26 protein-coding genes and 8 tRNA genes are annotated in these 26,803 nt (G+C 43.0%); 19 read left to right on the top strand and 15 right to left on the bottom strand.

Features of this window, described 5'->3' with window-relative positions:
* Positions 1-49: 49 nt before the first annotated feature.
* Positions 50-826 (bottom strand): polysaccharide deacetylase family protein, encoded by a 777-nt coding sequence (locus CJD30_RS04785; protein ID WP_294916838.1) that lies wholly within the window; start codon positions 824-826, stop codon positions 50-52.
* A gap of 154 nt (positions 827-980) precedes the next feature.
* Between CJD30_RS04785 and CJD30_RS04780 the strand changes: the two genes are divergently transcribed.
* The 6 genes from CJD30_RS04780 (at position 981) to CJD30_RS04755 (ending at position 8,174) form a co-directional block, all read left to right on the top strand.
* Positions 981-1,442 carry a MarR family winged helix-turn-helix transcriptional regulator gene (locus CJD30_RS04780; protein WP_294916835.1) on the top strand — a complete coding sequence of 154 codons (462 nt, stop codon included), beginning with the start codon at positions 981-983 and terminating at the stop codon, positions 1,440-1,442.
* Positions 1,439-2,572, top strand: a complete 1,134-nt coding sequence (locus CJD30_RS04775) for an efflux RND transporter periplasmic adaptor subunit (protein ID WP_294916833.1) — start codon at positions 1,439-1,441, stop codon at positions 2,570-2,572. The genes CJD30_RS04780 and CJD30_RS04775 overlap by 4 nt, the downstream gene beginning before the upstream one ends.
* A complete protein-coding gene (locus CJD30_RS04770) occupies positions 2,572-5,703 on the top strand; it encodes a multidrug efflux RND transporter permease subunit (protein ID WP_294916831.1) in 3,132 nt (1,043 codons plus the stop codon). The genes CJD30_RS04775 and CJD30_RS04770 overlap by 1 nt, the downstream gene beginning before the upstream one ends.
* Entirely contained in the window at positions 5,696-7,129 is a 1,434-nt protein-coding gene (locus tag CJD30_RS04765) for an efflux transporter outer membrane subunit (protein ID WP_294916829.1), read from the top strand. The genes CJD30_RS04770 and CJD30_RS04765 overlap by 8 nt, the downstream gene beginning before the upstream one ends.
* Positions 7,130-7,424: 295 nt before the next feature.
* On the top strand, positions 7,425-7,604 hold the full coding sequence (locus CJD30_RS04760) for a hypothetical protein (RefSeq protein WP_294916827.1): 180 nt from the start codon (positions 7,425-7,427) through the stop codon (positions 7,602-7,604).
* A 123-nt stretch (positions 7,605-7,727) separates the two neighbouring features.
* The gene (locus tag CJD30_RS04755; RefSeq protein WP_294916825.1) at positions 7,728-8,174 is read left to right on the top strand and encodes a c-type cytochrome; all 447 of its coding nucleotides are present in this window, start codon (positions 7,728-7,730) and stop codon (positions 8,172-8,174) included.
* A gap of 81 nt (positions 8,175-8,255) precedes the next feature.
* Here CJD30_RS04755 and CJD30_RS04750 read toward each other — a convergent pair whose 3' ends face one another.
* The 9 genes from CJD30_RS04750 to ileS form a co-directional block, all read right to left on the bottom strand.
* Positions 8,256-8,933: a HesA/MoeB/ThiF family protein gene (locus tag CJD30_RS04750; RefSeq protein ID WP_294916822.1), complete on the bottom strand. Its 678-nt coding sequence runs from the start codon at positions 8,931-8,933 to the stop codon at positions 8,256-8,258.
* A 109-nt stretch (positions 8,934-9,042) separates the two neighbouring features.
* On the bottom strand, positions 9,043-9,834 hold the full coding sequence (locus CJD30_RS04745; protein ID WP_294916819.1) for a carbon-nitrogen hydrolase family protein: 792 nt from the start codon (positions 9,832-9,834) through the stop codon (positions 9,043-9,045).
* Positions 9,834-10,028, bottom strand: a complete 195-nt coding sequence (xseB, locus tag CJD30_RS04740) for an exodeoxyribonuclease VII small subunit (RefSeq protein WP_294916816.1) — start codon at positions 10,026-10,028, stop codon at positions 9,834-9,836. The genes CJD30_RS04745 and xseB overlap by 1 nt, the downstream gene beginning before the upstream one ends.
* Positions 10,025-11,122 (bottom strand): homoserine O-acetyltransferase, encoded by a 1,098-nt coding sequence (locus CJD30_RS04735; protein ID WP_294916814.1) that lies wholly within the window; start codon positions 11,120-11,122, stop codon positions 10,025-10,027. Before CJD30_RS04735 ends, xseB begins: the two co-directional genes overlap by 4 nt.
* 16 nt (positions 11,123-11,138) lie before the next feature.
* On the bottom strand, positions 11,139-12,404 hold the full coding sequence (locus tag CJD30_RS04730) for an O-acetylhomoserine aminocarboxypropyltransferase/cysteine synthase family protein (RefSeq protein ID WP_294916812.1): 1,266 nt from the start codon (positions 12,402-12,404) through the stop codon (positions 11,139-11,141).
* 104 nt (positions 12,405-12,508) lie between these two features.
* On the bottom strand, positions 12,509-13,954 hold the full coding sequence (gene guaB, locus CJD30_RS04725) for an IMP dehydrogenase (RefSeq protein WP_294916810.1): 1,446 nt from the start codon (positions 13,952-13,954) through the stop codon (positions 12,509-12,511).
* 3 nt (positions 13,955-13,957) lie between these two features.
* Positions 13,958-15,298 (bottom strand): Asp-tRNA(Asn)/Glu-tRNA(Gln) amidotransferase subunit GatA, encoded by a 1,341-nt coding sequence (gene gatA / locus CJD30_RS04720; RefSeq protein WP_294916808.1) that lies wholly within the window; start codon positions 15,296-15,298, stop codon positions 13,958-13,960.
* The gene (locus CJD30_RS04715) at positions 15,295-15,420 is read right to left on the bottom strand and encodes a hypothetical protein (RefSeq protein ID WP_294916806.1); all 126 of its coding nucleotides are present in this window, start codon (positions 15,418-15,420) and stop codon (positions 15,295-15,297) included. Before CJD30_RS04715 ends, gatA begins: the two co-directional genes overlap by 4 nt.
* Positions 15,420-18,176 carry an isoleucine--tRNA ligase gene (ileS, locus tag CJD30_RS04710; RefSeq protein ID WP_294916804.1) on the bottom strand — a complete coding sequence of 919 codons (2,757 nt, stop codon included), beginning with the start codon at positions 18,174-18,176 and terminating at the stop codon, positions 15,420-15,422. Before ileS ends, CJD30_RS04715 begins: the two co-directional genes overlap by 1 nt.
* 72 nt (positions 18,177-18,248) lie before the next feature.
* Here ileS and CJD30_RS04705 point away from each other — a divergent pair, with 72 nt between their 5' ends.
* The 9 genes from CJD30_RS04705 (at position 18,249) to CJD30_RS04665 (ending at position 20,266) form a co-directional block, all read left to right on the top strand.
* Positions 18,249-19,376 carry a CinA family protein gene (locus CJD30_RS04705; RefSeq protein WP_294916801.1) on the top strand — a complete coding sequence of 376 codons (1,128 nt, stop codon included), beginning with the start codon at positions 18,249-18,251 and terminating at the stop codon, positions 19,374-19,376.
* Positions 19,377-19,522: 146 nt separating this feature from the next.
* A tRNA-Lys gene (locus CJD30_RS04700) sits at positions 19,523-19,598 on the top strand.
* Positions 19,599-19,612: 14 nt separating this feature from the next.
* Positions 19,613-19,688: transfer RNA gene (locus tag CJD30_RS04695), tRNA-Glu, on the top strand.
* 25 nt (positions 19,689-19,713) lie between these two features.
* Positions 19,714-19,789, top strand: a tRNA-Val gene (locus CJD30_RS04690).
* Positions 19,790-19,801: 12 nt separating this feature from the next.
* Positions 19,802-19,878, top strand: a tRNA-Asp gene (locus tag CJD30_RS04685).
* 29 nt (positions 19,879-19,907) lie between these two features.
* Positions 19,908-19,983 (top strand) — tRNA-Val (locus tag CJD30_RS04680).
* A 12-nt stretch (positions 19,984-19,995) separates the two neighbouring features.
* Positions 19,996-20,072, top strand: a tRNA-Asp gene (locus tag CJD30_RS04675).
* 29 nt (positions 20,073-20,101) lie between these two features.
* A tRNA-Val gene (locus CJD30_RS04670) sits at positions 20,102-20,177 on the top strand.
* 12 nt (positions 20,178-20,189) lie between these two features.
* Positions 20,190-20,266 (top strand) — tRNA-Asp (locus CJD30_RS04665).
* 20 nt (positions 20,267-20,286) lie between these two features.
* Here CJD30_RS04665 and CJD30_RS04660 read toward each other — a convergent pair.
* The gene (locus CJD30_RS04660; RefSeq protein ID WP_294916799.1) at positions 20,287-20,571 is read right to left on the bottom strand and encodes a hypothetical protein; all 285 of its coding nucleotides are present in this window, start codon (positions 20,569-20,571) and stop codon (positions 20,287-20,289) included.
* Between the two features lie 83 nt (positions 20,572-20,654).
* Between CJD30_RS04660 and CJD30_RS04655 the strand changes: the two genes are divergently transcribed.
* Positions 20,655-21,224 (top strand): LemA family protein, encoded by a 570-nt coding sequence (locus CJD30_RS04655; RefSeq protein WP_294916796.1) that lies wholly within the window; start codon positions 20,655-20,657, stop codon positions 21,222-21,224.
* Between the two features lie 78 nt (positions 21,225-21,302).
* On the top strand, positions 21,303-22,268 hold the full coding sequence (locus CJD30_RS04650; protein ID WP_294916793.1) for a DUF3137 domain-containing protein: 966 nt from the start codon (positions 21,303-21,305) through the stop codon (positions 22,266-22,268).
* Here the strand turns inward: CJD30_RS04650 and CJD30_RS11730 are convergent, their stop codons facing one another.
* Positions 22,269-22,844 (bottom strand): YigZ family protein, encoded by a 576-nt coding sequence (locus CJD30_RS11730; RefSeq protein ID WP_366722932.1) that lies wholly within the window; start codon positions 22,842-22,844, stop codon positions 22,269-22,271.
* A gap of 51 nt (positions 22,845-22,895) precedes the next feature.
* On the opposite strand from CJD30_RS11730, the gene CJD30_RS04640 reads away from it, so the two are divergent.
* Complete coding sequence (locus CJD30_RS04640) at positions 22,896-23,063, top strand: hypothetical protein (RefSeq protein WP_294916791.1); 168 nt, start codon at positions 22,896-22,898, stop codon at positions 23,061-23,063.
* Positions 23,064-23,069: 6 nt separating this feature from the next.
* Here CJD30_RS04640 and rhuM read toward each other — a convergent pair whose 3' ends face one another.
* Both rhuM and CJD30_RS04630 read right to left on the bottom strand, forming a co-directional pair.
* Positions 23,070-24,050, bottom strand: coding sequence for a RhuM family protein (gene rhuM, locus CJD30_RS04635; protein ID WP_294916788.1), 981 nt, complete (start codon positions 24,048-24,050; stop codon positions 23,070-23,072).
* Positions 24,051-24,093: 43 nt separating this feature from the next.
* Positions 24,094-24,969 carry a nucleotide-binding protein gene (locus CJD30_RS04630; protein WP_294916785.1) on the bottom strand — a complete coding sequence of 292 codons (876 nt, stop codon included), beginning with the start codon at positions 24,967-24,969 and terminating at the stop codon, positions 24,094-24,096.
* 166 nt (positions 24,970-25,135) lie between these two features.
* Between CJD30_RS04630 and mutY the strand changes: the two genes are divergently transcribed.
* Positions 25,136-26,089 (top strand): A/G-specific adenine glycosylase, encoded by a 954-nt coding sequence (gene mutY, locus CJD30_RS04625; RefSeq protein WP_294916782.1) that lies wholly within the window; start codon positions 25,136-25,138, stop codon positions 26,087-26,089.
* On the opposite strand, the gene CJD30_RS04620 is transcribed toward mutY, so the two are convergent.
* Complete coding sequence (locus CJD30_RS04620; RefSeq protein ID WP_294916780.1) at positions 26,072-26,803, bottom strand: ATP-binding protein; 732 nt, start codon at positions 26,801-26,803, stop codon at positions 26,072-26,074. The genes mutY and CJD30_RS04620 overlap by 18 nt on opposite strands.

Raw genomic sequence — 26,803 nt, 5'->3', positions numbered from 1 at the left:
ATTATTATCTTTTTATATATAGTAGTATTATCAAGTTATTTTTCAGTTATTATTTAACAATAATCATCCGATCTTCCGTTCCGTCCACCATATGTTCAAAATCTTTGATCGTATGTTTGCTCACCACCATATAACGTCCTAATGCCATCGGGTTATCCGCTGAAGAGGCGTGTTTGCGATCGATCGTAAATGCCACCGCATATCCCGCTTTTTTGGCATCAACGAGCAACGCATCATCGTAAATTCCAAATACCCACGCGAGATATTTGATTTCATGCCCCGTTTTCTCTTCGAGCTTTTTTTTCGATCCGTTCAACTGTTTATCGACCGATTTCGCATATTCCTCCGCAGAGAGCATTTTTTTCTCTTTTTTGAAATTCGGATGCCAATATGTGTGGGATTCAACATGAAACAGTTTTGTTGTTTCCAAATCTTTCAGCTGTTCCCATGTCATAGCATACTTGGCATTGGAGATCGCACTTGGATAAATAAAAAGAGTTACAGGAATTTTATATTTTTTCACGATAGGAGCCATATCGGTGCAAACACTTTTGTGTCCGTCATCGACCGTGATAACAACTGATTTAGCGGGAATACTTTTTACTTTTCCTTGTAAATACTGCATCGCCGTATCGAGAGGAATGACCGTGTAGCCGTGCATTTTAAGCCACTCCATCTGCTCAGCGAAAGCACTATTTTTGATTGTCATGGAATCTGCAACTTCGACACCGAAACGGTGATAACACAAAACCGGAATTTTTTTCGAATTATCTGCACCCCATAATGAGCCAACCAAAATAACCATTACCAAAATCCATCGAAACATATACACAAACCTTTACGATAAAATCGGCGGATTATAGCGCATCTATCCCCTAATGAATTAATACGATTAACAAAATTTACTTGACATTCGAGAGTAAAAAAAATACAATTCGTTCAATTAGTTGCATATTCAACTATTTAGGAGTATACAGATTATGAACCGTTGTGAATGTCCGATTGAAGAATCACTGGGATGTGCAACCAACCATTCTGCAATGGCAGCACGAAATTACCTCACTCGTCAACTCGCACTAAATGGCATTGATATGACGATTGAGCAGTTTAAAGTAATGGTCGTATTGTGGAAAGAGGGAAGCTCAACCCAACAAAGCATAGCTGATTTCGTCGGTAAAGATAAAACGTCCGTAACCCGCTTGATCGCAGGTTTAGAAAAACGCTCTCTCATTCAAAGAGCGACAGCCTGCCAAGATAAACGGTGCAATCATGTCACCCTAACAGCGCAGGGGATAGCATTGCAAGAGCCAACCATGAAAGTTTTAGCAGAAGCTACTCAATACATTCATCAAGGGATTGATCCGGATGAACTTGCCATCACACTGCGCGTCTTAAAACAGATGTGTCTTACACTAAATTACACTTCAAAGGAATCTGAATGAACCGTCTAACCACTCTTGCTCTATCCAGTGCCCTCATCGTAGCGATGAGCGGATGTGAACGACCTAAAGCTGCAGGTATGGAAAAACCGCCTGAAGGACCCGTACCGATAACAACTACTGAAGTTAAAACCGGCAATTTCCCTGCCATACTACAAGCCACAGGACAGACACAAGCGTATAATACCGTTCAAGTTTATGCCCGGGTTAACGGATACCTCCAAAAACGAGCCTATACAGAGGGTTCATTTGTCACTAAAGGGGAGACGCTCTTCACCATCGATCCTTCTGATTTGAAAAATTCGTTGGAAAGTGCCAAAGCGGCGTATGACCTCGCATCAGCAAACTATACCAATGCCAAAGCAGTCTTAAATCGGATCAAACCTTTGGCAAATGCGAACGCGGCAAGCCAACAGGATTTAGATACCGCAACCGCCAACGAGCGTAACAGCGCAGCGGCACTATCGGCGGCTAAAGCATCGTTAGAGCAAGCAAAACTCAATCTCAGCTACACCGCAATCAAAGCACCCATGAGCGGATTCGTCGATAAAAGTAAAGTTGATGTCGGTACCTACGTTGCATCAGGAGCGAACGGATTACTCACGACCATGTATCAGACCGATCCGATGTACATCAATTTTACCTTTAGTGAAAATGAAAAATTGACTCGTCAAAATGCCATTGCAGCCGGACGGCTCATCGCACCCAAAGACGGAAAATATGAGATCGAGCTGACGCTGAGCGATGGAACCACATTAGCACGCAAAGGAAGCATCAATTTCATCGCGCCGTTTGTCGATTCGACAACGGGCAATATCACCTATCGTGCACAAATCGACAACAGCGATCATAAACTCCTCCCAGGACAGTTCGTCCAAGTCAAAGTAAAAGGGATGGAGTGGAAAAATGCCCTCTATGTTCCTCAAAAAACTCTTCTAACGGGTGAAAAAGGGAAATTCGTTTACGCACTCGAAGCGAACAATACGGTCAGTCCAAAACCTGTTGTATCAGGAGAATGGGTCGGCGAAAACATCCTCATCGAAAGCGGTCTCAGTGCCGGGGATAAAATCGCCGCCGATTCATTGCCGAAACTCAAACCGGGAGCGGAAGTGATTCCGAGCAGTAAGAAATAATGTTCTCTAAATATTTTATTAATCGCCCCGTTTTATCAGCTGTTATCGCAATGATTATCATGCTGCTCGGGTTCGTAGCGATCAAAACGCTTCCAATCTCGCAGTTGCCGAATCTCACTCCGCCTACCGTTGTGGTCAGTGCACAATACCCGGGAGCCGATGCACAAACCATCGCAAACAATATCCTCACTCCGCTAGAATCTCAAATTTCCGGGGCTGATGGACTGATGTATATGTCTTCCAAAGCGGCAGCTCTACCGGGTACAGCAACTATCACTTGTACCTTTAATATCGGCGTCAATCAAGACATGGCAGCCGTTGACGTTCAAAATCGGATCAATTCGGTTTTGGCACAGCTTCCGCAAACAACCCGTGATCTTGGTGTTACGGTTCAGAAAAAAACTTCTGATATTTTGCTCATCGTAGCAATCACCTCTCCGGATGGAAGCTACGATGCGACAGGGATCAGTAACTACATCTCCGCCAATCTTCTCGATGAAATCAAAAAAATTCCCGGTGCGGGACGAAGCCAAATTTTCGGTCAACGCGACTATGCAATGCGGGTATGGCTAAATCCCGACAAAATGGCATCTCTTGGGGTCAGCAGTTCTGAAATTGCAGCTGCCATCAAAGATCAAAATCTCCAAGTCTCTCCGGGGCGTTTAGGACAAGCACCAACGAACGATGCGCAGATGTGGACAATGCAACTGACATCAAAAGGGCGTTTTTCAACCCCTGAAGAGTTCCAAAATATTATCATCCGCTCCAAATCTGACGGATCAATGATTCGTCTAAAAGATGTTGCGCGCGTTGAACTTGGAAGCCAAAACTATGAGTTTTTCGGACGGGTCAACGGTAAACCGGCTGCAATGATCGGAATCTTTGCTGATACCAATGCCAACGCACTCGACACCTCCAAAGCGGTTGCGGAAAAAATGGAGAAACTTTCCAAAAAATTTCCAAAAGGGATTGTTTACAATATCCCATATGACACCACCGATTTCGTAAAAATCTCTATTGAAGAAGTTGTATTTACATTGCTCGCGTCGATCATTTTGGTCAGTTTAGTAATCTACCTCTTTTTGCAAAGTTCCCGAGCGGCGATGATTCCGATTCTCTCGATACCGATCTCTCTAACGGGAGCCTTTATCGGAATGTATCTTTTGGGGTATTCGATCAATACGCTCACCCTCTTTGGGCTGGTACTCGCAATCGGGATCGTCGTCGATGATGCCATTGTCGTTATCGAGAATATGGAGAGGATATTACAGACTGAGAAACTCTCACCTCGAGAAGCAGCAATCAAAGCAATGGCTCAAATCTCCGGTCCGGTCATCGCTATCGTACTTGTTATGTGTGCCGTCTTTATCCCGGCCACCTTCTTGGGAGGTATGACAGGACAACTCTATAAACAATTTGCGGCAACCATCGCGATTTCAGTTGTTTTTTCTGGTTTCATGGCACTTACTTTTGCTCCGGCAATCGGTGCATTGATTCTCAAACATCATGAACAAGAGCCTGCTCGTTTTTTCCGTTGGTTTAACCGAAAATTCGGAGTTATGACCGAAAATTATGTTCGTCGTTCCGGATACATGATCCGAAAATCGTTGATTTTTCTCGTCATCTATCTCTCAACCTATTTTTTCATCGGATTTTTTCATAAAACACTTCCGAGTGCCTTTTTACCAATGGAAGACCAAGGTTACTTTATTACATCGATTACGTTGCCTGATGGGGCAACCGCCAACCGAACCTTGGAAGTCGTAAAACAGGTTGAGGATATTTTGAGCAAACAAGAGGGGGTCTACAAATATACTGCAATCACCGGTCTTAATATCCTTACGTTTTCGCAAGAGCCGAATGCTGCCGTTATCTTTACCCGCCTCAAACCATGGGAAGAACGGACAACAAAAGAGTTAAAAGTATTCGGTATTCTCAATACCTTAGGACCAAAACTAGGCAGTATCAAAGAAGCAAAAGTCTTTGCAATGCCTCCTCCGCCAATCCGTGGTATGGGGCCTTCGGATATGTTCTCATTGCGCCTTTTACAACCGGGGGATAATGATTACAACAAACTTGCCCAAGCAACCAATGCATTTGTTGCCGATTTGCGTAAAGAACCGAGTATTAAAAATCCGATGAGTACGATGAATATCAATACTCCGACTCTCTCGATTGAAGTGAACCGAGAAAAAGCGAAAATGTTGGGGCTCTCCATCAGCGATGTTTTCCAAACGCTTCAAGCAACCATCGGAACCATGTATATTAACCAGTTTGATAAAAACGGTAAAACCTACTGGGTACAGATGCAATCGGATTCACCGTATCGCGCCACACCGGAAGATATCGGTAGAGCATGGGTTCGATCTTCCAGCGGTCAACTCGTACCTCTTTCATCTGTAGTAACGGCTAAAATGTCCAGTGCACCATCCTCTATCGAACATTTCAACGGTGTTTTGTGTACGACAGTTATGGGTTCTCCATCTCCGGGTTACAGTTCAGGAGATCTCATCAAAGTCTTAGAAGAAAAAGGGGATACCGTCTTACCGAATACAATCAGTTATGATTGGGAAGGGCTCTATCTCCAAGAGAAATTAGTCGGTTCGAAAGCACTGATGATTATGGCATTTGCATTGGTGATGGTTTATTTGATCCTCTCCGCCCTTTATGAGCGCTGGACATTGCCGATATCAATCATGCTAGCTGTTCCGTATGGTATTATGGGAGCGTACACGGTGGTATGGCTTATTCCGTTTCTCAACAATAACGTCTTTTTCCAAATCGGACTTCTGACGCTTATCGCTCTCTCGGCAAAAAATGCGATTCTTGTTGTCGAGTTTGCGGAAGAACAGCGACTATTAGGTAAAAGCGTTTACGATTCCGCAATGGAAGCAGCTCGTCTTCGTTATCGACCGATGATGATGACCTCCTTTGCATTCCTTGCCGGGATGTTGCCGCTTATTTTTAGTTCAGGTGCGGGATCAGCAGGTCGTTTCTCAATCGGGGTAGCAATGTTTGGCGGGATGCTAGCAGCTACGTTTATCGAGCGTTACTTTATCCCGTTTCTTTATTACTGGGTTGCTACGGCTCAGGAAAAATTTGCAGCGCGCAAAGGAGTCGATCATGAATAAAATCTCTCTCTCGCTTATCCTCGCAGGACTTCTCACAGGGTGTGCAATCGGTCCCGATTACGCTCGACCTGATATTGCAGTTCCTGATACCTTTGTCCATAGTGAGACCAATACAACGGCCAATTTTGCTATTGAGCGCGAGTGGTGGAAAACATTTAATGACCCCTCATTGACCCAAGCAGTTGAAGAGGCATTAAATACCAACTTTGATATTCAATCATCTCAAGCTTCCGTGAATGCGCTCTTAGGACAATTCGACCAAGCAAAATCGTATCTGTATCCTCAAATCAACGCCAATGCATCTTTAGATCGCAAAGGGGTTGATAATGCTTCAAACGGCGGTTATCAACTACGTGAAGGGATAACATCCACCTATGCTGGTTCGTTATCTTTGGCAAGCTATGAGATTGATCTGTTTGGAAAAGTACGAAGAGCCAATGAAGCTGCACGTGCTGCACTCCTATCAAGCGAATACGCATCTCAAACGATTAAACTCTCAGTCACTTCAAGTGTGGCAGCATCATATGTGAAGCTCTCTTCACTGCAAAGTCAGATTGATCTGGCACGCCAAAACGTTGCACTCACGAAAGAATTAGTAGGGTTCAATGACCTCAAATACAAACACGGTGTTATCGCCGAGAGTGTTTTGTTACAATCGTTATCAGAACATGAAAATGCCAAAGCGACTTTATCCGCTCTCGAAGCGTCAAAAACTGCTGAGGAAGGAACATTTAATATCCTATTAGGACGTAATCCAAAAGCGGTTCACGTATCATCCATTAATGCTATCAATCTTCCAAAAATTCCGGATGCGCTTCCATCAAGCATTTTGTCAAAACGTCCCGATATTGCAGCAGCAGAACAAAATCTCATTGCTGCAAACGCAAAAATCGGCGTGGCAAAAGCTGCCTATTTTCCAAGCTTTAAACTCACAGGAATGTTAGGGGTACAAAGTCTCGAACTCACGAATTTTGTCTCAAACCCAGCACAGATATGGGAAATCGTCCCTTCAATCAGTGTTCCTATCTTCTCAGCCGGGCGAATTGCAGGGGAAGTTAAAACCGCAGAAGCTGATCGCAATCAAAGCATTGCACTGTATAAAAAAACAATTGTGAGTGCATTTAATGACACGGATAATGCACTGGCTCAAAAATCTAAAGCTCAGGAACAAGTATCATTTCAACAATCACGGACTGCAGCCATTGAAAAGGCGCTAACACAAAGCAAACTTCGTTATCAAGTAGGAAGTATCAGTTATAGCGATATGCTTCTTGTGCAGCAACAATGGCTGCAAGCATCGCAACAGCTCATCATTGCAAAACAAAACGCACTTACTTCTACTATATTATTATATAAAGTTTTTGGAGGAGGATGGAGCGAAGAACTAACACCACCTTTGCCAGATCTACTTCCTGCCGGACGATAATCACCTCTTTCAAGGTGATTACCTCAATCATACATCTCTTAAATGCTCGACAAAAATGCCCTCTCAAAGACAACCATTAGTAAACAGATAGTAAAAAAGATAAAAATTAGAAAAATATTTTCTAAAACTGTCACGGTTTTACGCTATTTTTACATATTTTGATAATCTTTTGATATCAAAAAAAGCCCTATTTTAGGGAGATTGAAAAAAGATTTATCAAATTGTTCTAAAACACTTGACAAATATAGGGTGAGTAGTGGTATACTTCCGCCATACTTTTTTAAGGAGCCTTACCATGATGAAAATCGTTTCTGCGTTGCTTTTGGCTGCAATGTTTATCGGATGCAGCGAGTCTGCAAAAACTGAAGAAGCTGCTGCGCCAGTAGCTGAAGAAAATGTAACTGCTGAAGCTGCTGCGCCAGTAGAAGCTAACGCTACAGAAGTTAACGCTACAGAAGTTAACGCTACTAAATAAGTTTTATTTTTAAAATAAAACTTTCGCACTTCGGTGCGAACCCTTCTTGTTTATTTTCTTCCCTTTTAAAACAAAATCAAACTAACTTATCGTAAACTGCTTCATCTATTTTAGGAGTATTTTATGAAAATTGTTTTTCCTATTCTTTGTTCTCTTCTTTTGATCGGATGCGGTGATTCTAAGCCAACAGAAACAACAGCGACACCAGAGTCTTCAGTACCGGTTGAAGTCAACCAAACAGCTACACCGGAGACGAATATCTCTTCAGTACAACCGACGGCGCAAACAGCAGCTCCTAGCGTACCAATTACCACTCAAGTAGCGGGAACTGAGGGTGGAACACTGTTTGAGCAAAAGTGTGTTTCATGTCATGGAGCAAAAGGGGAAAAATCGGCCTTAAATCAATCGCAGATTATTGCTAATTTCAGTGAAGCACAGGTAAAAGAAGCACTCAAAGGGTACCAAAACGGCACCTACGGCAAAAATATGAAAGCGCTAATGCAAGGGCAAGCCAAAGGGTTAAACGATGCTCAAATCGATGCTTTGGCTAAATACATCTCAACGCTATAATTTTGAACGATCAAGGAATAAAATCCCTTGATCTACGCTAGACGCTATGGCACTAAAGCTTGAGACTCTTCGAGTCAGAATTTAACCTTCTGATTTTGGTAGTACAAATTTTTGCGTTACCAATTCCCCTTCTTCATTAAAAAACAAATAGTAAAGTTTATCTTTTTTGACACTCAATCCGGCAAGGTATCGCAAAGCCAAATTAGCTTGTAATGATGCAATGTGCATAACAATCGGAGCAGCAATTCCTGCAGGGGTTTTTGAAGTGATTTTAAACACCTCATTAAACGACGCTTCATCAAAAAAACAGACTTGTCCGTTGAATGCTTCGACCGAGCCGTAAACCCACGGTAATTTTTTTGATTTTGCGTACATATTGATTGCACCACGAGAAGGGAGATTATCCGTTGCATCGATAATCAGATCAACATCAATATCTTTTTGGGTGAATTCCTCAAAATTGCAAACATGCGCCATAGCTTTGACATAAGGGCATCTCTCTTGAATGAGAGTCGCACATACCTCGGCTTTATATTTCCCTTCATCTCCCGTTTTAAAAACAATCTGACGATGGATATTATGAAGGCTGACGGTATCAAAGTCGATCATGTGTATCTGCCCGATCCCTGATGCGCCAAGAGCAAAAGCAAGTGATGATCCTAAACCGCCGCTTCCGATAATCGCAATTTTTTTTGATTGAAGAGAGTGCTGAACCTCTTCCCCCCATAGCTGTACCTGACGGTGAAAATAGTGCATCATAGTATCTCTCCTGTAGATATTTTTAAAAGAGTACCATCGTTTTTTAAAAAAACATATCTAATCAAACCAAATTACTAAGGTTTTTTTCGTCATAACAGTTTTGACTGCGTTATTTACGTTTTCGTAGCGCCTCTTTAAAGCCCCACCCTTTGCGTGAATCTGTGAGACTTTTGCGATCCAAATCAACGATCAATAGCTCTTCCGTGTTACCTAGATCTGCTTCCACTTCTCCATCGGGAGAGACAACCATCGAATCTCCATAAAACTTCCACGCATGCTGTTCGTCAAAATACTCTCCAACCCGATTCGCTCTTAGAATATAGCAGTTATGGGTAAAGGCTCTGGTTTTGATCAGTTCGCGCCAACGATTATGCGATTCAAATGTTGAAGCACTCGGCACCAAAATCACATCAACCACTTTTGATGTTACGGCTTCCCACATTGGATCAAAATGGAGTTCAAATCCTCCCATAACCGCAAATTTGAACCCTTCACAAGCAAAAATCATTGGCGGTTTGACCGGTTCAATCGAGTTATTAAAAAATTTCTCTTCATTCCAGTGGGGATAATTGATCAAAAATTGCTGTGGATAGTAGGTCACGCTTCGTGCATTGATTTTTGCAATCATTTTGGTGCACTCTTTTTTCTTAACCGTTACAATCGGAGCGACAAAGGTGAGTTCATATTTAGCGGCAAGTGCTTTTAGCGTCTCGATTTGATGAGCGCTTTGTTCTGCGATCATACTGACCGGGGTTTGAATCAACTCTTTAAAAAACGGATTTAAGAGATATTCTCCCATCAAAACAAGTTTTACCCCTTTTTGGTGAGCGACACGAGCATAATTTTCAAGTTTATTGCTCCCCATACCGATGGAAGGGAGTTGGAGTATGGCAACACGCATTATTGCTCCTGATTTTTGATAATTTGGATCTGCATTTGCGCATTTTGCAGCATCGTTTCTGCGGCGCGAAGTTCTTTCATCCCCTCTTCATACGCTTTGACACTTTCGTTCATCGGTAATGCAGGATCCATCAGTTTTTCCAAAATCGCTTTGGCATTGGTTATTTTGGTCTCAAAACTCTCTTCGTTATTCATAGAGCACTCCGAACATAATTTTCAATTTTATCAATTTCCACTAAAAAGGCGTCATGTCCGTAATCGCTTTCAACCTCGAGATAGTCACTATTCGTTTTTCCGATCGATTTCATCGCGTTGTGGATCGACTCCATTTCGCTCGGCAAGAAAAGGAAATCTTTTTGAAAACTCACCAAATAGAGTTCGGCATTGATTTTCGATAACGCTTCCTCCATAGAATCAAAACCTCGTGATAGATCGTAAATATTGATCGCTTTGGTGATATAGAGATACGATAACGGATCAAACCATTTCGTAAAATTATAACCGTTGTACTCCAAATACGATTCGATCTGAAATTTCCCGAAAAGTTCATACAAGCCGTCATTACGTTTGTATTCACGCCCAAACTTCCGCTCCATAGACTGCGGTGACAAAAAGCTGATATGTCCTGCCATCCGTCCAATCGCCATGCCGCTGAGGCCATTTTCACGAACAACAGCAGGATCATAATAACCGTTTTTAAATTCAGGATCTTTGAGAATCGCTTCTTGAGCTACTTTATTAAAGGCTATTGCCCATGGTTGTGTGGCTGCCGTTGTCGCCATCGCAATAATTTTTTTGGCAAAATTAGGGAAAAATACACCAAAGGCGAGTGCTTGCATCCCTCCCATCGATCCACCGATTACAGCATGTACTTCGTGAATTCCCAAACGATCAAACAAAATACGCTGTGCTTTGACCATATCGAGTATCGTTATTACGGGGAATTTATATCGGTAGGGCTCATTATATGGATAACGAGGCGACATCGGTCCCGTACTTCCAAAACAACTTCCGATAACATTGGTACAGATCACGAAAAATCGGTCCGTATCGACCGCTTTTCCCTGGCCTATGAGTCCATCCCACCAGCCGCTTTTGTTATCGCCTTCATAGGTCCCTGCCGCGTGGTGCGATCCTGTCAGGGCGTGACAGACTACAATGACATTATCTTTTGCTTCATTGAGCTCACCGTACGTCTCATATATGATATCGTAAGGCTCTAAGATACGCCCGCTCTCTAAATAGAGCGGATTGGTAAAATGTTCACTGGCAGTCTGAAGGTTTAACATAAAGCCCTTTTTTTCTTTATACGCTCAAAGCAGCTTTCAGATCATTGATAAGATCTTCAGATGCTTCCAATCCAATACTTAAACGGATAAGACCTGATGGTACACCGCATGCCGCCAACTCTTCTTGAGACAACTGTTGATGCGTTGTCGATGCAGGATGGGTGATGATCGATTTACTATCTCCGATATTAACGACTAAAGAGAAAAGTTTCGTAGCATCAACAATCTTTTTTGCACTCTCGAAATTTTCTACCTCAAAACTGAGCAATCCGCTTGACATACCGTTTTCAAAATAACGTTGTGCATTTGCATAGTTGGCGTTGCTTTTCAATCCTGGGTAATTGACTTTTTTCACCAATGGATGTGATTCCAAAAACTCCGCAACAGCTAGTGCATTACGAGAATGTTCTCTCATACGAAGCGAAAGAGTTTCAATCCCTTGGATAAAGAGCCATGAGTTAAACGGAGATACTACCGCACCCAAATCACGCAATAGAGACAAACGTGCACGAAGGGTAAAGATCGGCAACGGTACATCCACATATACTAGCCCGTGATAGCTTTCATCCGGTTCATTAAACTGCGGATAACGCGCATTTCCTTTGATGAAATCAACCAAACCTTGGCGCTCTACCATAATACCGCCGATAGCAAGCCCTTGCCCCGTCGTATATTTACTGGCACTGTGGACAACAACGTCAACTCCGTGTTCCAACGGACGGCACAGAACCGGTGTAGCAACCGTATTATCAACAATTGTCAATACACCGTGTTTTTTTGCTATAGCAGTAATCGCAGCAATATCCGCTACATCGATACTCGGGTTCGTCAATGTCTCAAAAAAGATCGCTTTTGTTTTGTCATCGATCAAAGCTTCGATTTCACTTGGATTTTGAACGTCAAAATAACGTGCGCTAATCCCGAATCGCTTTAACGTAAACGACGCTTGAGTTAACGTTCCGCCGTAAAGTTGACGTGCACAAATGATATTATCTCCCGATTCTGCCGCATTCGCGATAGCATAAAAGATAGAAGCCATTCCACTTGAGCCCGCCAAACCTGCAGCGCCGCCTTCGAGCTGTGCAAAACGTTTTTCAAATACATCCGTTGTCGGATTGTTCAAACGGGTATAAATGTTTCCTAATTCTTTGAGTGCAAACAAATTTGCCGCATGTTCGACATCACGAAATTCATATGCCGTTGTTTGATAGATGGGTACAGCCATCGTACTTTGGGTATCTTTATCATAGCCTGCGTGTAACGCTTCAGTTTGAAGTTGCATATTCATCCTTTTAGGTGGTTTTGTGCAATTGTATCGATATAGCCAATATTTTCCCAAGTTTCCTTATCGGTTTAATGTTTATTAAATCGATAAGGTATTGTTTTTTATACATGATAGTTAGGCGCTTCCTGAGTAATGATAACATCATGTACATGAGATTCTTTTAGACCTGCACTCGTGATTTCAACAAATTCTGCTTTATCCCAGAATGCTTCAATGCTTTCACTTCCGCAATATCCCATAGATGAGCGCAATCCACCCATCATTTGATGAACAACTGCCGCGATCGTACCACGATACGGAACACGCCCCTCGATCCCTTCCGGAACGAGTTTATCCGCAGCAGTACCCTCTTGGAAATAACGATCGGTTGAACCTTTGGTCATTGCTCCGATTGAACCCATACCACGGTATGCTTTGTATTGACGTCCTTGATACATAATCGTATCTCCTGGAGATTCTTCTGTTCCAGCCAACAATGATCCTGCCATAATAGCGCTAGCACCAACAGCTAGTGCTTTAGCGATATCGCCTGAATAGCGAATACCGCCATCCGCGATGACCGGTACACCGTGTTTGCGTGCAGCGCTTGCACACTCATCAATTGCAGAAATTTGCGGGACACCGACACCTGCAACAATACGAGTCGTACAAATCGATCCTGGTCCGATACCGACTTTTACCCCGTCAACTCCCGCTTCGATAAGTGCTTCGGTCGCTTCTGCGGTAGCCACATTTCCGGCGATGATATCAACCACCATATCTTTTTTGATCGCTTTAACCGTATCAATAATACCTTTTGAGTGACCGTGTGCCGAATCAAGTACCAAAACATCCGCACCGGCATCAACCAACGCTTTTGCGCGATCGATTTGACCTACACCGATGGCCGCTCCGACACGTAGACGTCCGAAGTCATCTTTATTCGCATGCGGATACTCAATTCGCTTTTTAATATCTTTGATTGTAATAAGACCTTTGAGAAAGCCGTTTTCATCAATAATAGGAAGTTTTTCAATCTTATTTTTGTGCATGATTTGTTCAGCTTCTTCGAGGGTAATACCTGCTTTTGCTGTCACAAGTGGCATCGGTGTCATCACCTCTTTTGCCTCTTTTTTCAAATCTTTTTCAAAACGCATATCACGGTTTGTCAAAATTCCGAGCAATTTATTGTGTCCGTCTACAACTGGAACACCTGAAATTTTAAATTCGTTCATCAGCTGTTCCGCTTCCGCAAGAGTAGCGTCCGGGTGAACGTAAATCGGGTCGATGATAATACCGCTTTCCGACTTTTTAACTTTTTTGATCTGTCTTACCTGCGTCTCGATATCCATATTTTTATGGATAATTCCGATGCCGCCCAAATGAGCCATAGCAATCGCCGCACGGTATTCGGTAACCGTATCCATTGCAGCTGAAACCATCGGAATATTGAGGGGAATATTACGGGTCAACATAGTTTTTAAACTGACTTCTTTTGGAAGGACTTCCGAGTATTTAGGGATGAGCAATACATCTTCAAAAGTGAGCGCGCGTTTACGAATATTCATCAATTATCCTTTGAGTTTGGTTTCGAGGCTTAGTGCCCCGTTGAAAAGTGTTTGCTCCGCATACGGAGCGGCAATAAGCTGAAGCCCGACCGGCATACCGTTTGTTGCAGTATCAACCGGTAAAGAGATTGCAGGAAGTCCTGCTAAATTAACCGAAATGGTATAAATGTCACTCAAGTACATCTCCAACGGATCACTCAATGCACCGAATTCATACGCTGTACGAGGCGCAACAGGAGTTAAAATGAGATCTACTTCATCGAAAATCTTATTATACTCTTGTTGAATCAATGAACGCACTTTTTGTGCTTTGACATAATACGCATCATAATAACCTGAAGAGAGGACAAAGTTTCCAAGCATAATACGGCGTTGCACTTCCGCTCCGAACCCTTTGGAACGGGTCTGTAAAAACGTATCTTTTAAATTTTCCCCTTCGACACGATTACCGTATCGGATTCCGTCATATCGCGCAAGATTGGTCGTTGCTTCCGCCGTTGCAGTGATGTAATACGCTGAAATATCGTATTTCGGATCCATCAAAGTTTTTTCGACAATAGTATGCCCTGCACTTTTCAGTACATCAATCGCTTTCTCATACGCATTACGCACATCTTCGGAAGCATCTTTGACGTAATCAGGCACTATCGCAATTTTATATTTTACATTCGGATCTAATTTATCACTAACGGTGCCGTCATTTCGATCTGCACTCGTCGAATCTTTTGGGTCGTATCCTTGGATAATATCGTACAAAATTGCCGCATCTTCAACGTTCTGAGTCATCGGACCAATCTGATCAAGAGAACTTGCATACGCCCCCAGACCATAACGGCTTACACGGCCATAGGTCGGTTTCATCCCTACGATTCCGCAAAACGCCGCCGGCTGACGAATCGATCCGCCTGTATCGCTTCCAAGCGCCGCAACTGCTAAACCTGCCGCAACCGCTGCAGCTGATCCACCTGAACTTCCGCCCGGTACGCAATTAGGATTGAGAGGGTTAAGTGTTTTTCCATAACAGCTGCTCTCGGTTGTTGATCCCATTGCGAACTCATCCATATTGGTACGGCCAAACGGTGACATATTCGCCGCAAGTAGCTTTTCAATAACCGTCGCATTGTAAGGAGCAATATAGCCTTTCAGGATATTCGAACCCGATGTAACCGACCATCCTGTGACTTGGATATTGTCTTTGATCGCAATCGGAATCCCTTCACCGACGTTAAGGACATCAATATAGGCATTCAGTTCCGGATTATCAGCAATTTTAGCTTTCAACTCTTCTTTGAGCGAGATGAGTTCTTCTTTTGAGAGCTTGAGTGCCTCTTTGAGTGTTATCATACACGTTCCTTTCTACTTTTTGCTTGTTTTACCATCATAATGCCCAAAGCGATAATGATAAAAATAACCCCGACCGTTTCAGCAATAAAGCTAAATGGAACAGGCTGCGTAAAATCGATCATTATGCAACAACCTGCGCACAACGCGGACACAGTGTCTCTTCGTTTTCACTGTGATATTTCCAGCAACGAGGACATTTTGCTTTCGATGCGAGAGCAATATTAAACTGCTCACCCTCGATTTCAAACGTTCCCAAGATATCTTTGAGTTCGCATGCACACCATTTGGAGATTACAAGGTACTCTTCAATATCCCCTTTTTTCATCTCTTTTGCAATAGCGGATTTTGTTGAAATAACAAGTTCAAGTGTGTTTTTGATCACTTTCTCTTTTTTCAATCCGTCTACGATTTCATTGAATTTTTCACGGATAAGCTTCATTGTCGCTTCATCCCAGTTACTCTCAACACTCTCGATCGAGGTATAGGTGATATCAAAGATATCGGTCGCAGAACCTTTAATTACCGATGGGGCATTTTCAAAAATCTCATCCGCTGTGTAGGTCAAAATCGGAGCGATCAATCCCAACATCGAGCGGGCAATAATAGCCATAGCGCTTTGTGTTGAGCGACGTTCTGCAGATGTAGCCGCATCACAGTACATACGGTCTTTCGTGATATCAATATAGATACCGCTGAGTTCGTTAACAATAAAATAATTCAATCCGCTCATACCGTGAACAAAGTTGTACTCACCGAACAATCGATGTGTCTCGTCAAATACTTCTTTGGCTTTTGCAACGATCCACTTATCGATTTCGCCCATTTCACTATACGGAACGATGGACTCTAAACCATCAAGATTCGCAAGCATAATACGGAATGTATTGCGCAATTTACGATACTGTTCCGAAATTTGTTTGAGGATATTGTCCGAGATTTTCAAATCTCCTTGATAGTCGCTCATCGCAACCCAAAGACGGAGAATTTCACTGCCGTACTGATTGAGCACTTTCTCCGGTGCGACGACATTCCCTTTTGATTTTGACATCTTCTCGCCCTTCTCATCAACCGTAAAGCCGTGAGTGAGTAGCGCTTTGTACGGAGCAACATGTTCCACTGCCGTACTCAAAAAGAGGGAGCTTTGGAACCATCCTCGATGCTGGTCCGAACCTTCAATGTACAAATCGGCAGGATACGTCCCTGCATCGTAATTACGCGATTTCAGCACCGCATTCCACGTCGAGCCGCTATCAAACCATACATCGAGAATATCAGAAACTTTCTCAAGCTCATCGGCTTTGTAGCCAGATCCAGGGTAAAGAAGCTCTTCGATACTCATCGAATACCATGCGTCGGTACTGTGCATCTCAAAAATCATTGCAATGTAATTAAGTACTTTCTCATCGAGTATCACTTCACCCGTAGCTTTGACGCGGAAAAATGCGATCGGAACACCCCAATCACGTTGACGGGAAATACACCAATCGGGACGGTTTTCTACCATTGAGCCCAAACGGTTTCGCCCACTCTCAGGATAAAATGCCGTCTTGGCTACTTCAGCCTGAGCAATTTCTCGAAGAGTCTTCGTTTCACCTTCCGGGGTTCCGTCAACGCTGATAAACCATTGCTTTGTCGCACGGTAGATCAGAGGTGTATGTGAACGCCAGCAGTGCGGATAGGAGTGCCGGAATTTAGAGACTTTCAGCGCACTTTCACCCAAAAGGGCGATAATCGACTCATTGGCTTTAAAAATATGGGTTCCGACGAACTCTTCGGCATTCGGGAGAAGTTTTTCACGGACAACCGTCTGATCGTAACACCCCGTCTCATCGACCGGCATTACGACTTCGAGGTTGTAGCGAAGCCCGATACGGTAGTCATCTTCCCCGTGTCCCGGAGCGGTATGGACACATCCCGAACCGTTCTCCATCAATACGTGCTCACCGAGGACCAAATGGGACCCGCGGCCGTTGAGCGGGTTGATCGCATAGCTGTTTTCAAATTTTTTCGCTTCGATTTTTTGTACGACGGTTCCGGTAAAAACACCCTCTTCGATCAAAGCGTTGTAGCGTTTTTCGGCGACGATATAACCGTCTGACGTTCGAACATAGACTTCATCGGGATTTAAAGAAATCCCCGTATTGGCAGGCAATGTCCACGGTGTCGTCGTCCAGATGACGATGGCAGCATTACCCTCTATCCCTGCACGAACTTTAGCATCATCATTGAGTTCAAACGCGACATAAATCGAGTAATCCTCTTTGTCTTCGTATTCAACTTCCGCTTCGGCAAGTGCCGTACGCTCCGCCCAGCTCCAGTAAACCGGCTTGGAACGCTCAATCAACAGCCCTTTTTTTGCTACAGCACAAAGAGTGCGATAGATATTGGCTTCAAATTTGGAATCCATTGTCAAATACGGGTTGTCCCAGTCGGCAACGACACCGAGCTTTTTAAACTCATCACGTTGGATGTTGATAAATTCTTCGGCATGAGCACGGCACAATTTTCGCACTTCGGCAGTAGAGAGTTCCTCTTTTTTCTGCTTTCCGCCCAGCTTTTTTTCAACTTGCTGCTCGATCGGCAATCCATGACAATCCCATCCCGGAGTGAAACGAACCGATTTTCCATTGAAATAATGATATTTGACAATAATATCTTTGAGAACTTTGTTAAGTGCGTGGCCGATATGGGTATGCCCATTAGCATACGGAGGACCATCATGCAACGTAAAGCTCTGCGCCCCTGCTCGCGCAGTTTTCATACGGCCGTAAACATCGTTGGCAATCCATGCCGCATAACGTGTCGGCTCATTTTGAACCAAATTTCCGCGCATCGGAAACTCGGTCTGAGGTAGAAGGAGGGTCTCTTTATAATCCATCTGTTACCTTATAGAAAAAGTGGTGCATTATAGCTTCAAGGGGTTTAAATTTTGCTGTCACGATGGGGAGGTATGCTATACTATCTCAAATTTTTACTTGGAAAATCCATGAAACGTGATGTTATTTTCGTAGGCAATCGGTTGATTTTAAATGAAGCGTATGAACGTTATATCCTTCGAAGCATTAAAAATTCTCTATCAACAATCGATTCTATCAGCTATTTCGAAGAATCGGATAAAGGGCTATTTTTACACTTAGAAACTCTGTTAAAAAGTGAATCCAAACTCATCATCGTTACAACCAAAAATACCTTTACTATCGTCGGGAAACTCCTCAGTACCGTTACGGCTGACAATCAAATTTTAAAAGAACAGATGCTCATCCCATCCCGCGCCAGTGTACTTGAACACGGCAGCTATCTCTTAAGTCACAATAATTCTGAAATCAATGTGATTTTAGCCACAGAGGGGAGAGCACTTCCTCCGATTTTGATTGACGATGAGTCCCGCCTCTCTACCATCCATCTCTTTAACGAAGAGCTCACCAGTGCGCAAACACTGCTCGAACCCTTAGCTCAAAACTTTGATGTTAAACTCGAGTTTAGTGAACTCGTCGAGGGGTGGCTAAAAATTCGTATCCATACCCGTAAACACGGAAATTTATCCCAGTTTATTGCATCAGCCCGTGGATTGATGTATCACAAAGTGATCGCGGCATCCAATGTGGCTGTCTACATCATAGAAAAACTCTCCCATCACAAAAAAAAGCTCTCGTTTGCCGAGAGTTGCAGCGGAGGGTCACTCGCTCATTTTTTTACTTCTCACAGCGGTGCATCAAATATCTTTGAGGGCTCGCTTATCACCTATTCTAATACACTTAAGGCAAACTGGCTTGCGGTAGACGATCACGCACTCGAAACTCGCGGGGCTGTGAGTGCAGAGGTCGTATTAGAGATGTCTGAGGGAGCGATGAATGTCAGTTTTGCCGATTATGCACTCTCTATCAGCGGGATTGCAGGGCCGACAGGCGGTACTGAGACAAAACCGGTAGGAACGGTGTATATTAGTGCGCGCTCAAAAACGACCGTTCATACGGAACGTTTTCATTTCGAAGGTGATCGAAATTACATCCAAGAACAAAGTGTTTTAATGGCCGTCAAAATGCTTTTGAATATCGATAAAGAACTCTTCTTTAGTTAACGCAACACCTTCCTAATTGTATTTCCCTCGGTAGAGGGGGATGCGAGCGTCCTTTTTTCATATCTTTCAAAAACAGCTTGACAAAACGTAAAGTTTCCCCTATAATTTCGCCCTCACAATCGTCTTTTATCAGGATGATTAAAGAGGTCTCGTTAGCTCAGCCGGTAGAGCATCTCACTTTTAATGAGGGGGTCGATGGTTCGAATCCATCACGGGACACCATGGTTGGTTTCAGTGACCCTTTCGTCTAGTGGCCAAGGACACTATCACTTCATGGTAGGAACAGAGGTTCAAATCCTTTAGGGGTCGCCACTTGTTCAAAGTTATTTAAACTCATGGGAGTTTAGCTCAGTTGGTAGAGCGCTACCCTTACAAGGTAGATGTCACAGGTTCGAGTCCTGTAATTCCCACCATTATTTGGCGCTGCAGCGGTAGTTCAGTTGGTTAGAATACCTGCCTGTCACGCAGGGGGTCGCGGGTTCGAGTCCCGTCCGCTGCGCCATGTTATTTTACTTTTTTTATAAAACTCTCGGGAGTTTAGCTCAGTTGGTAGAGCGCTACCCTTACAAGGTAGATGTCACAGGTTCGAGTCCTGTAATTCCCACCATTATTTGGCGCTGCAGCGGTAGTTCAGTTGGTTAGAATACCTGCCTGTCACGCAGGGGGTCGCGGGTTCGAGTCCCGTCCGCTGCGCCATGTTATTTTACTTTTTTTATAAAACTCTCGGGAGTTTAGCTCAGTTGGTAGAGCGCTACCCTTACAAGGTAGATGTCACAGGTTCGAGTCCTGTAATTCCCACCATTATTTGGCGCTGCAGCGGTAGTTCAGTTGGTTAGAATACCTGCCTGTCACGCAGGGGGTCGCGGGTTCGAGTCCCGTCCGCTGCGCCATCTTCTTCAAAAAAATCCTTTTAACTTGCTTCCGAATACGCTTTTTGCCCTTGATTGACATTTACCAATGCTTTAAATTCCGATACACCACTTTGAGAATTCCCGCTTTGCAGTGCACTCAGCGAAATAGTTATACTGCTTCCTGCACTAGGATTGATATTTCCCTCACTTACGGAAGGCTTTTGATTCTCTAGTATAGGAGCATTTTGTGGTTTCTCTTCTTTTTTTATACTGCTAGGATCAGGCTGCCCTATTTGTATCGCTTGAGGATACGGGGACTTAAATGTATATGATGTCACTTGCATATCGCACCTCCTGTTTAAATAACTATAAACCTCTCTTTAGAAAACTTCGCTTAAAATAGAGAATTACTTACAAAGGATTTCCCATGAACGTTTTTCTGATTGTCGTTGGTATGTTCACGTTAATGATCATTTTGATGTACAACTCCCTCATCAGTAAAAAAAATCAAGTAGATAATATCTTCGCCGGTGTCGATGCCGTCCTCAAAAAACGATACGACCTCATCCCCAATCTTGTTGCATCGGTAGAGCGGTATATGGAGCATGAAAAATCGACATTGGAAAAAATAACCGAATACCGTGCACAGGCAATGAAAAGCGGGATCAGCGATGATGCCAAAATCGCTCTCGATGCGAAACTCTCTGCGGCACTCGGATCTATCTCTGTCGCCATGGAAGCGTATCCCGATCTCAAAGCCAATGAGAATGTGATGCATCTGATGCGTTCACTGAATGAAGTAGAGGAACAGATTTCTGCCGCACGTAGAGCCTATAATCAATCGGTTACTGATCTCAACAACGCTATCGAAATGTTCCCAACCAACTTTATCGCCGGATGGATGAGCCTTCAAAAACGAAGTGTATTTGAAATCACAGTTGCTGAGCGTCAGAACGTTGACGTCCACAATTTATTTAATAGAACGACAAAGGAATAAAATCTCTTTATCTACGCTAGCCGCTATGGCGCTAAAGCTTGCCTCATTCGAGGCAGATTTTTTAATAATGGATCCATTATGAAATCGACCTCCGAACTCACCGATTTTTATTACAAGGGGCTCTACCCTTCTCTCAACGAGCTTGAAGAGACCCGAAAACGAATCGTATCTCAGCTCAAATTTTACGGAGGGATAGGAATCGTTGCTTTTGCTCTCGTAGCGCTATGGTTAGGAAAAAGCTTCGGTCTTTTTCATCCTCTCTCTTTAGCAGTTGTCTTTGGATTTATCATCCTCTCATCGATCACCTACCGATCTATGACATCCGGATACGCCAAAGACTTTAAAGAGCATATCATTACACCCATGATCGGAGCCATCGATCCGCATTTGCTCTATAACCCCACTTTCATGGTCTCACAGCATCTCTTTGAACGCAGTGAATTCTTTAAACACTCTATTGTTCGCTACAGTGGAAACGATTATGTCAAAGGTTCCATTGACGGTGTACCTCTAGAGTTTTCTGATGTCCATGCCGAATACCAAACCCGCGATTCCAAAGGGCGTACGCAGTGGCATACCCTCTTTCGCGGACTCTTTGTTGTTGCCGAGTTTAACAAGCACTTTAAAGCTAAAACCCTTATATTACCGGACCAAGCCGAAAAGAGCTTCGGTTCTTTGATCGGAGGTTGGCTTCAATCGATCAATTTTACCCGTGACGGTCTCATCCGCATGGACGATCCTGAGTTTGAAAAGCACTTTGTCGTCTACGGATCTGATCAAATCGAAGCGCGCTATATCCTCTCCCACTCGATGATGAAACGGATTTTAGATTTTCAGCGCCGGATTTCCCATCCTCTATTCATCTCATTTGTCCATAATCATATCCATGTCGGTATCGCTACGGGAAAAGATCTCTTTGAACCCGCCGTATTTACCTCATTGCTTGATTACAAACAGGCAATGGAGTATGTAAGCACCCTCCAAAATACAATAGGATTGGTAGAAGAGTTGAAGCTCAACGAAAAGCTGTGGAGTAAAGAGTAATCAAATTTTTTGGATCGTCCTCCCCAAAGCAGTAAAAAAACTCTCTAAATTCTCTGCCGACCCTTCAATGTTAAAAGTGGCACCTTTTTCTCCAAACTCTTTGGAGAGAACCCGTATATGCTTTTGAACGGTTTCGTATTCGACCATCGAGACGGTAGAATAATTGCATTCAATCGTGTGAACAAAAAGCTTTTCATACGGCAATAACTCCGCTTGTGTGTACGCAGCATTCGCCGCATCGGCATACGCTCGTACCAATCCCCCTGGACCTAATTTCGTCCCACCGAAATAACGCACCGTGATAATCGCCGCATTGATCAGCTCATGCCCTTGCAATACGCTCAATGTCGGTTTCCCTGATGTCCCTTTGGGTTCACCGTCATCGCTGGAAGATTCAACGATTTGATCAAATTCATTGAGACTTCGCGAAGCGCTCACCCAGTGTACCGCTTTTGGATGGAGTTCTCTCAAACGCTCCATTTCACGTTCAAACATACCGATCGGCATCAGATGAGCGATAAATTTCGAACCTTTGATTTCGATCGTATCAGTAAAAATTTGATTCACGGTTTTCATACATGCGATTATACCATTTGCTATAATGGCACATTTACTTTTGGAGTCCAAATGATCGATTTTTTGATGAGCGGATACGGATTAAGTTCTTTGGGACTAATCGGTATCATAATATTCTTACTCTATCTCAAACTAATGAAGTGGGTTTTTAAAATAGCTTTCTTCGGTATTCTCATACTCGGAGCATACTGGTATTTTAAACCGCCAATGATTGGTTAAGAATATCTACCCCGATATTCTTTTTATATCTTCTTCAAGTTCTTTCATGCTTTGCACTTTTTCTCGTTCTTGTTGAAGATTTTTATATTTTTGGTATTCTATTTCGCTTTTTTCTTTTGCCACTTGATGGCTAATTTTGCCTGCATGGTTCAAAAGTTCTCTTCCGTTAAGTGAAATCACCGCATCCAGCCTCGCAATCCAGTCTTTCATGTACATCGGGATCTGTTGCATAGCCATCGTTTCGGCGAATGCCAAATACTGTTCTACCAGCAAACCGAGGAGTTTTATCTCCTCTTCGTTCAGATAATTTTTGGCAATGCTGACGTCTTTTTTGGTGATATGTTTGGATTCTTTATCAAATGACATCATCCCCATTTGTGGCAAAGAAATATCAATCCGGTTATGGACAAGTTCGGCAGCAGTTTGCGAGGAAACCGCCCACAACAGTTTATTTTGGACGATTTTAAAAAACTCTACTGTCTTTTCGTCTTTCGGATCATAATCGATGCTCGTCATATAAATATCTTTGATTTTTTGATAAAAAAATCGTTCCGAAATCCTGATTTCACGCAGACGTTGTTGGAGTTCATCGAAATAGCTCATCGAGGTAACATTTTTAAACCGCTCATCGTTTAGAACGAACCCTTTGGTAATATACTCTCTGAGTTTTTCATTTGCCCAAATTCTGAACTTCGTCCCAGTTGATGAACGTACCCGAAAGCCTATGGCGATAATGACCTCGAGGTTATAGTAGTCTGTATCGTAGCTTTTGCCATCACTGGCAGTTGTTCGGTAATTCCGAACAACTGAATCTTTAGCCAACTCTCCCTCTTCAAAAATAGCTTTGATGTGTTCACTGATGGTAGATTTTGCTTTGCCGAACACATCACAGATTTGTGCTTGAGTCAACCAGAGAGAGTCATCCTCGAACCGTACATCGACTTTGATATTTCCGCTTTCGTTTTGGTAGATGAGAATGTTACTCATTGATTAATCTCCAGTTTATATCCACAAGCTTTTAGTTCTTTCATCAATTCTTTCTTCCAACCACCAAAAGCATCCAATGTAGTATAGTTGGCGTTTCAATTTCACCTTTTACCAATGCACATACATGTTGTCGCCCGATTTTCGCCATTAAATACCCGTGTTCAAAAACAACATTTTGTCTAGCTCTATTTCTAGCCGGAACATTGGTTTCTAATGATCCTCTTCCTTTGTCACAAGGAGTATATAAAACGACAGCGAAGTTTGCTTCATCAGAATAATGTTCAATCTTTTCAATAATCGTCATGCTTCTACTAGCTTGTTCATGCAGTATGATCGTTTGCAATCCAATACTTTCGATAAACCGAGCTACTTCTTGTTTCGTTTCATTGTCATGCCCATGCACGATAAATACTTTACTTTTTACTGTTTGCATATGTGTTTCTTTAATATTTTGCTTTTGATTATTTGAAAAAGTAGTTTTTGTCATATCGGGTAAATATAAAACTTTAAAAATAGGCTTAATTTCAATGATATTAATTTTTTCAAAATCAGCAGGTATGGCACTGCCTCCACTACCTGATAAAAATCCTTCACACTGGTGTATAACTTCCAAATATGAATTGTCTAATTCAAATTCATATGGAGTCTCCTTTAATGCTTGGTCCAACGTTTTATAGAAATCTATCACTGAGATTAATTCTCTGCTCGCATCAGCATTATAATGATGATTTACTGTAATTTTGTCATTTAGAAATTGAAACAACCCATTGAATGAAGTGTGTAAATAAGAGAAAAGATAGGCTAAATCATCATTTGGAATCGTGGCATAAAATGGCAAAAATTTATTTGTATTCTCGGTCTGACTCGATGGAATTTCATCGCATTTATTTTTCAAAAATATTTCAATGAACTCTTCCATTATTTCCCCTCTTTGCCTGTCATCTTTTCATCCATATTAAAGATTCTTCATCACTCTCAAGATAATCATAATTTATCCAATTAAAAGTTGTTGGATTATAGCTCAATGCCTCTTATAAAGCATACAGTTGAATGCGATCAAAATACACTTTGAGGTACAATATGTCATGCATCAAAAAGTCCATAAATCCCTTCTAACTTGGTATGCCCAACACGGCCGTCACGATCTTCCGTGGCGTACCACCGATATTCCCTATCACATCTACCTCAGCGAAATCATGCTCCAGCAAACACAGGTCAAAACGGTGTTGGAGCGGTTTTATTTTCCGTTTTTAGAGCGGTTCCCTACCCTCGCCGACGTTGCTACCTCCGAGCTTGATGATGTCCTCAAAAAATGGGAAGGATTAGGCTACTACACCCGCGCACGCAATCTCCACAATGCCGCCCGTCAATGCAACGGAATACTACCGACCAATGCCCACGATCTAATGAAGCTCAGCGGTATCGGGCGTTCCACCGCTCACGCGATTGCCGCTTTTGCCTATCATGAGCCCTTGCCGATTCTCGATGCGAATGTCAAACGGATACTTCACCGTTATTTTGCACTGAAAGAGAGGGATGAAAAAAAGCTGTGGGAATATGCCTATAGACTTTTTGATACCAAACATCCATATGCATACAATCAAGCGATGATGGATGTAGGTGCGTTGATTTGTTTGCCAAAAAAACCTTTATGCGAATCGTGCCCATTTGAATTATGGTGTGAGGGGAAAAATAGCCCATTATCGTATCCCTTACCTAAAAAACAAACGATTAAACCGATTCGCACCCGCAACATTATCGTGTATCATAATAACAACCGTTATGCACTGCGACAAAGAAGCAATAAATTTTTGCACGGATTGTGGGGATTTTATGAGACAACTGAACCGTCTACTGCAGAGCATTTAGGACACATCACACAACACTACAGTCATTTTACCTTGGAAGCAGAGATCTATCTAAGTGCTGACACCTGTAGCGAAGAGGGATTCGAGTGGTTTGAGATCGATGAGATCGCAGAGCTCTCACTGAGCCGTGCCGATCATAAAGTGGTTAGTTTATTACAGGTTAAAACGTGAGGGGTCAAAAAAAGCATCGTCGCTGATATGACCGAAAGCTGAGTTGATCGAAACAAATAGGTCAGGATACTTTTGCTCCATCTCGAAAAGCATCGTTTTCATACTCGCCCTCGCATGGGGCATTTTGACATCGAATCGCATCGACGGACACGCTTCATCACCGATGGTCGGCATTTCGTTTTCCAAAGCACATGCAGAGAGTTGACGCTCACGTAACTGGATGAGCGGACGAATAACGATAAGACCGTTCCCTGCTCGATATTTTGGTGCTAACGCTCTCATATGTCCATTGTAGATAAAGTTCATAAAAAAGCTCTCAGCCGCGTCATCAAGATGATGACCGAGTGCCACTTTATTGCATCCGAACTCTTTAGCCGCGCTATATAATGCTCCGCGGCGCATACGGGAGAAAAAGCTGCAGAATGAAGAGTTTTGCCGTATTTTATCCGCCGCAATCTCATAGGTATTGGTTTCATAGACACGATGAGGGATCCCATGCTCGGCACAATGAGCAATCAATGCCGATAAATCTTCTCCCATTCCATAAGTCACTGTGACCGCAACGAGCTCAAATTTAAAAGGGGCACGACGCTGTTGTTCCATCAACGCATGGATCATCGTGAGGGAATCTTTACCTCCGCTCAAGCCTACGAGGATTTTATCCCCCTCTTCGATCAGAGCAAACTCGGCATTCGTACGACCGATTTTGCTCAT

It is taken from the genome of Sulfuricurvum sp. PD_MW2, from assembly GCF_002633015.1.
Lineage (GTDB): Bacteria > Campylobacterota > Campylobacteria > Campylobacterales > Sulfurimonadaceae > Sulfuricurvum.
Note: the sequence above shows the minus strand (reverse complement) of the source record. Positions and strands in the feature narration are given on the sequence as shown.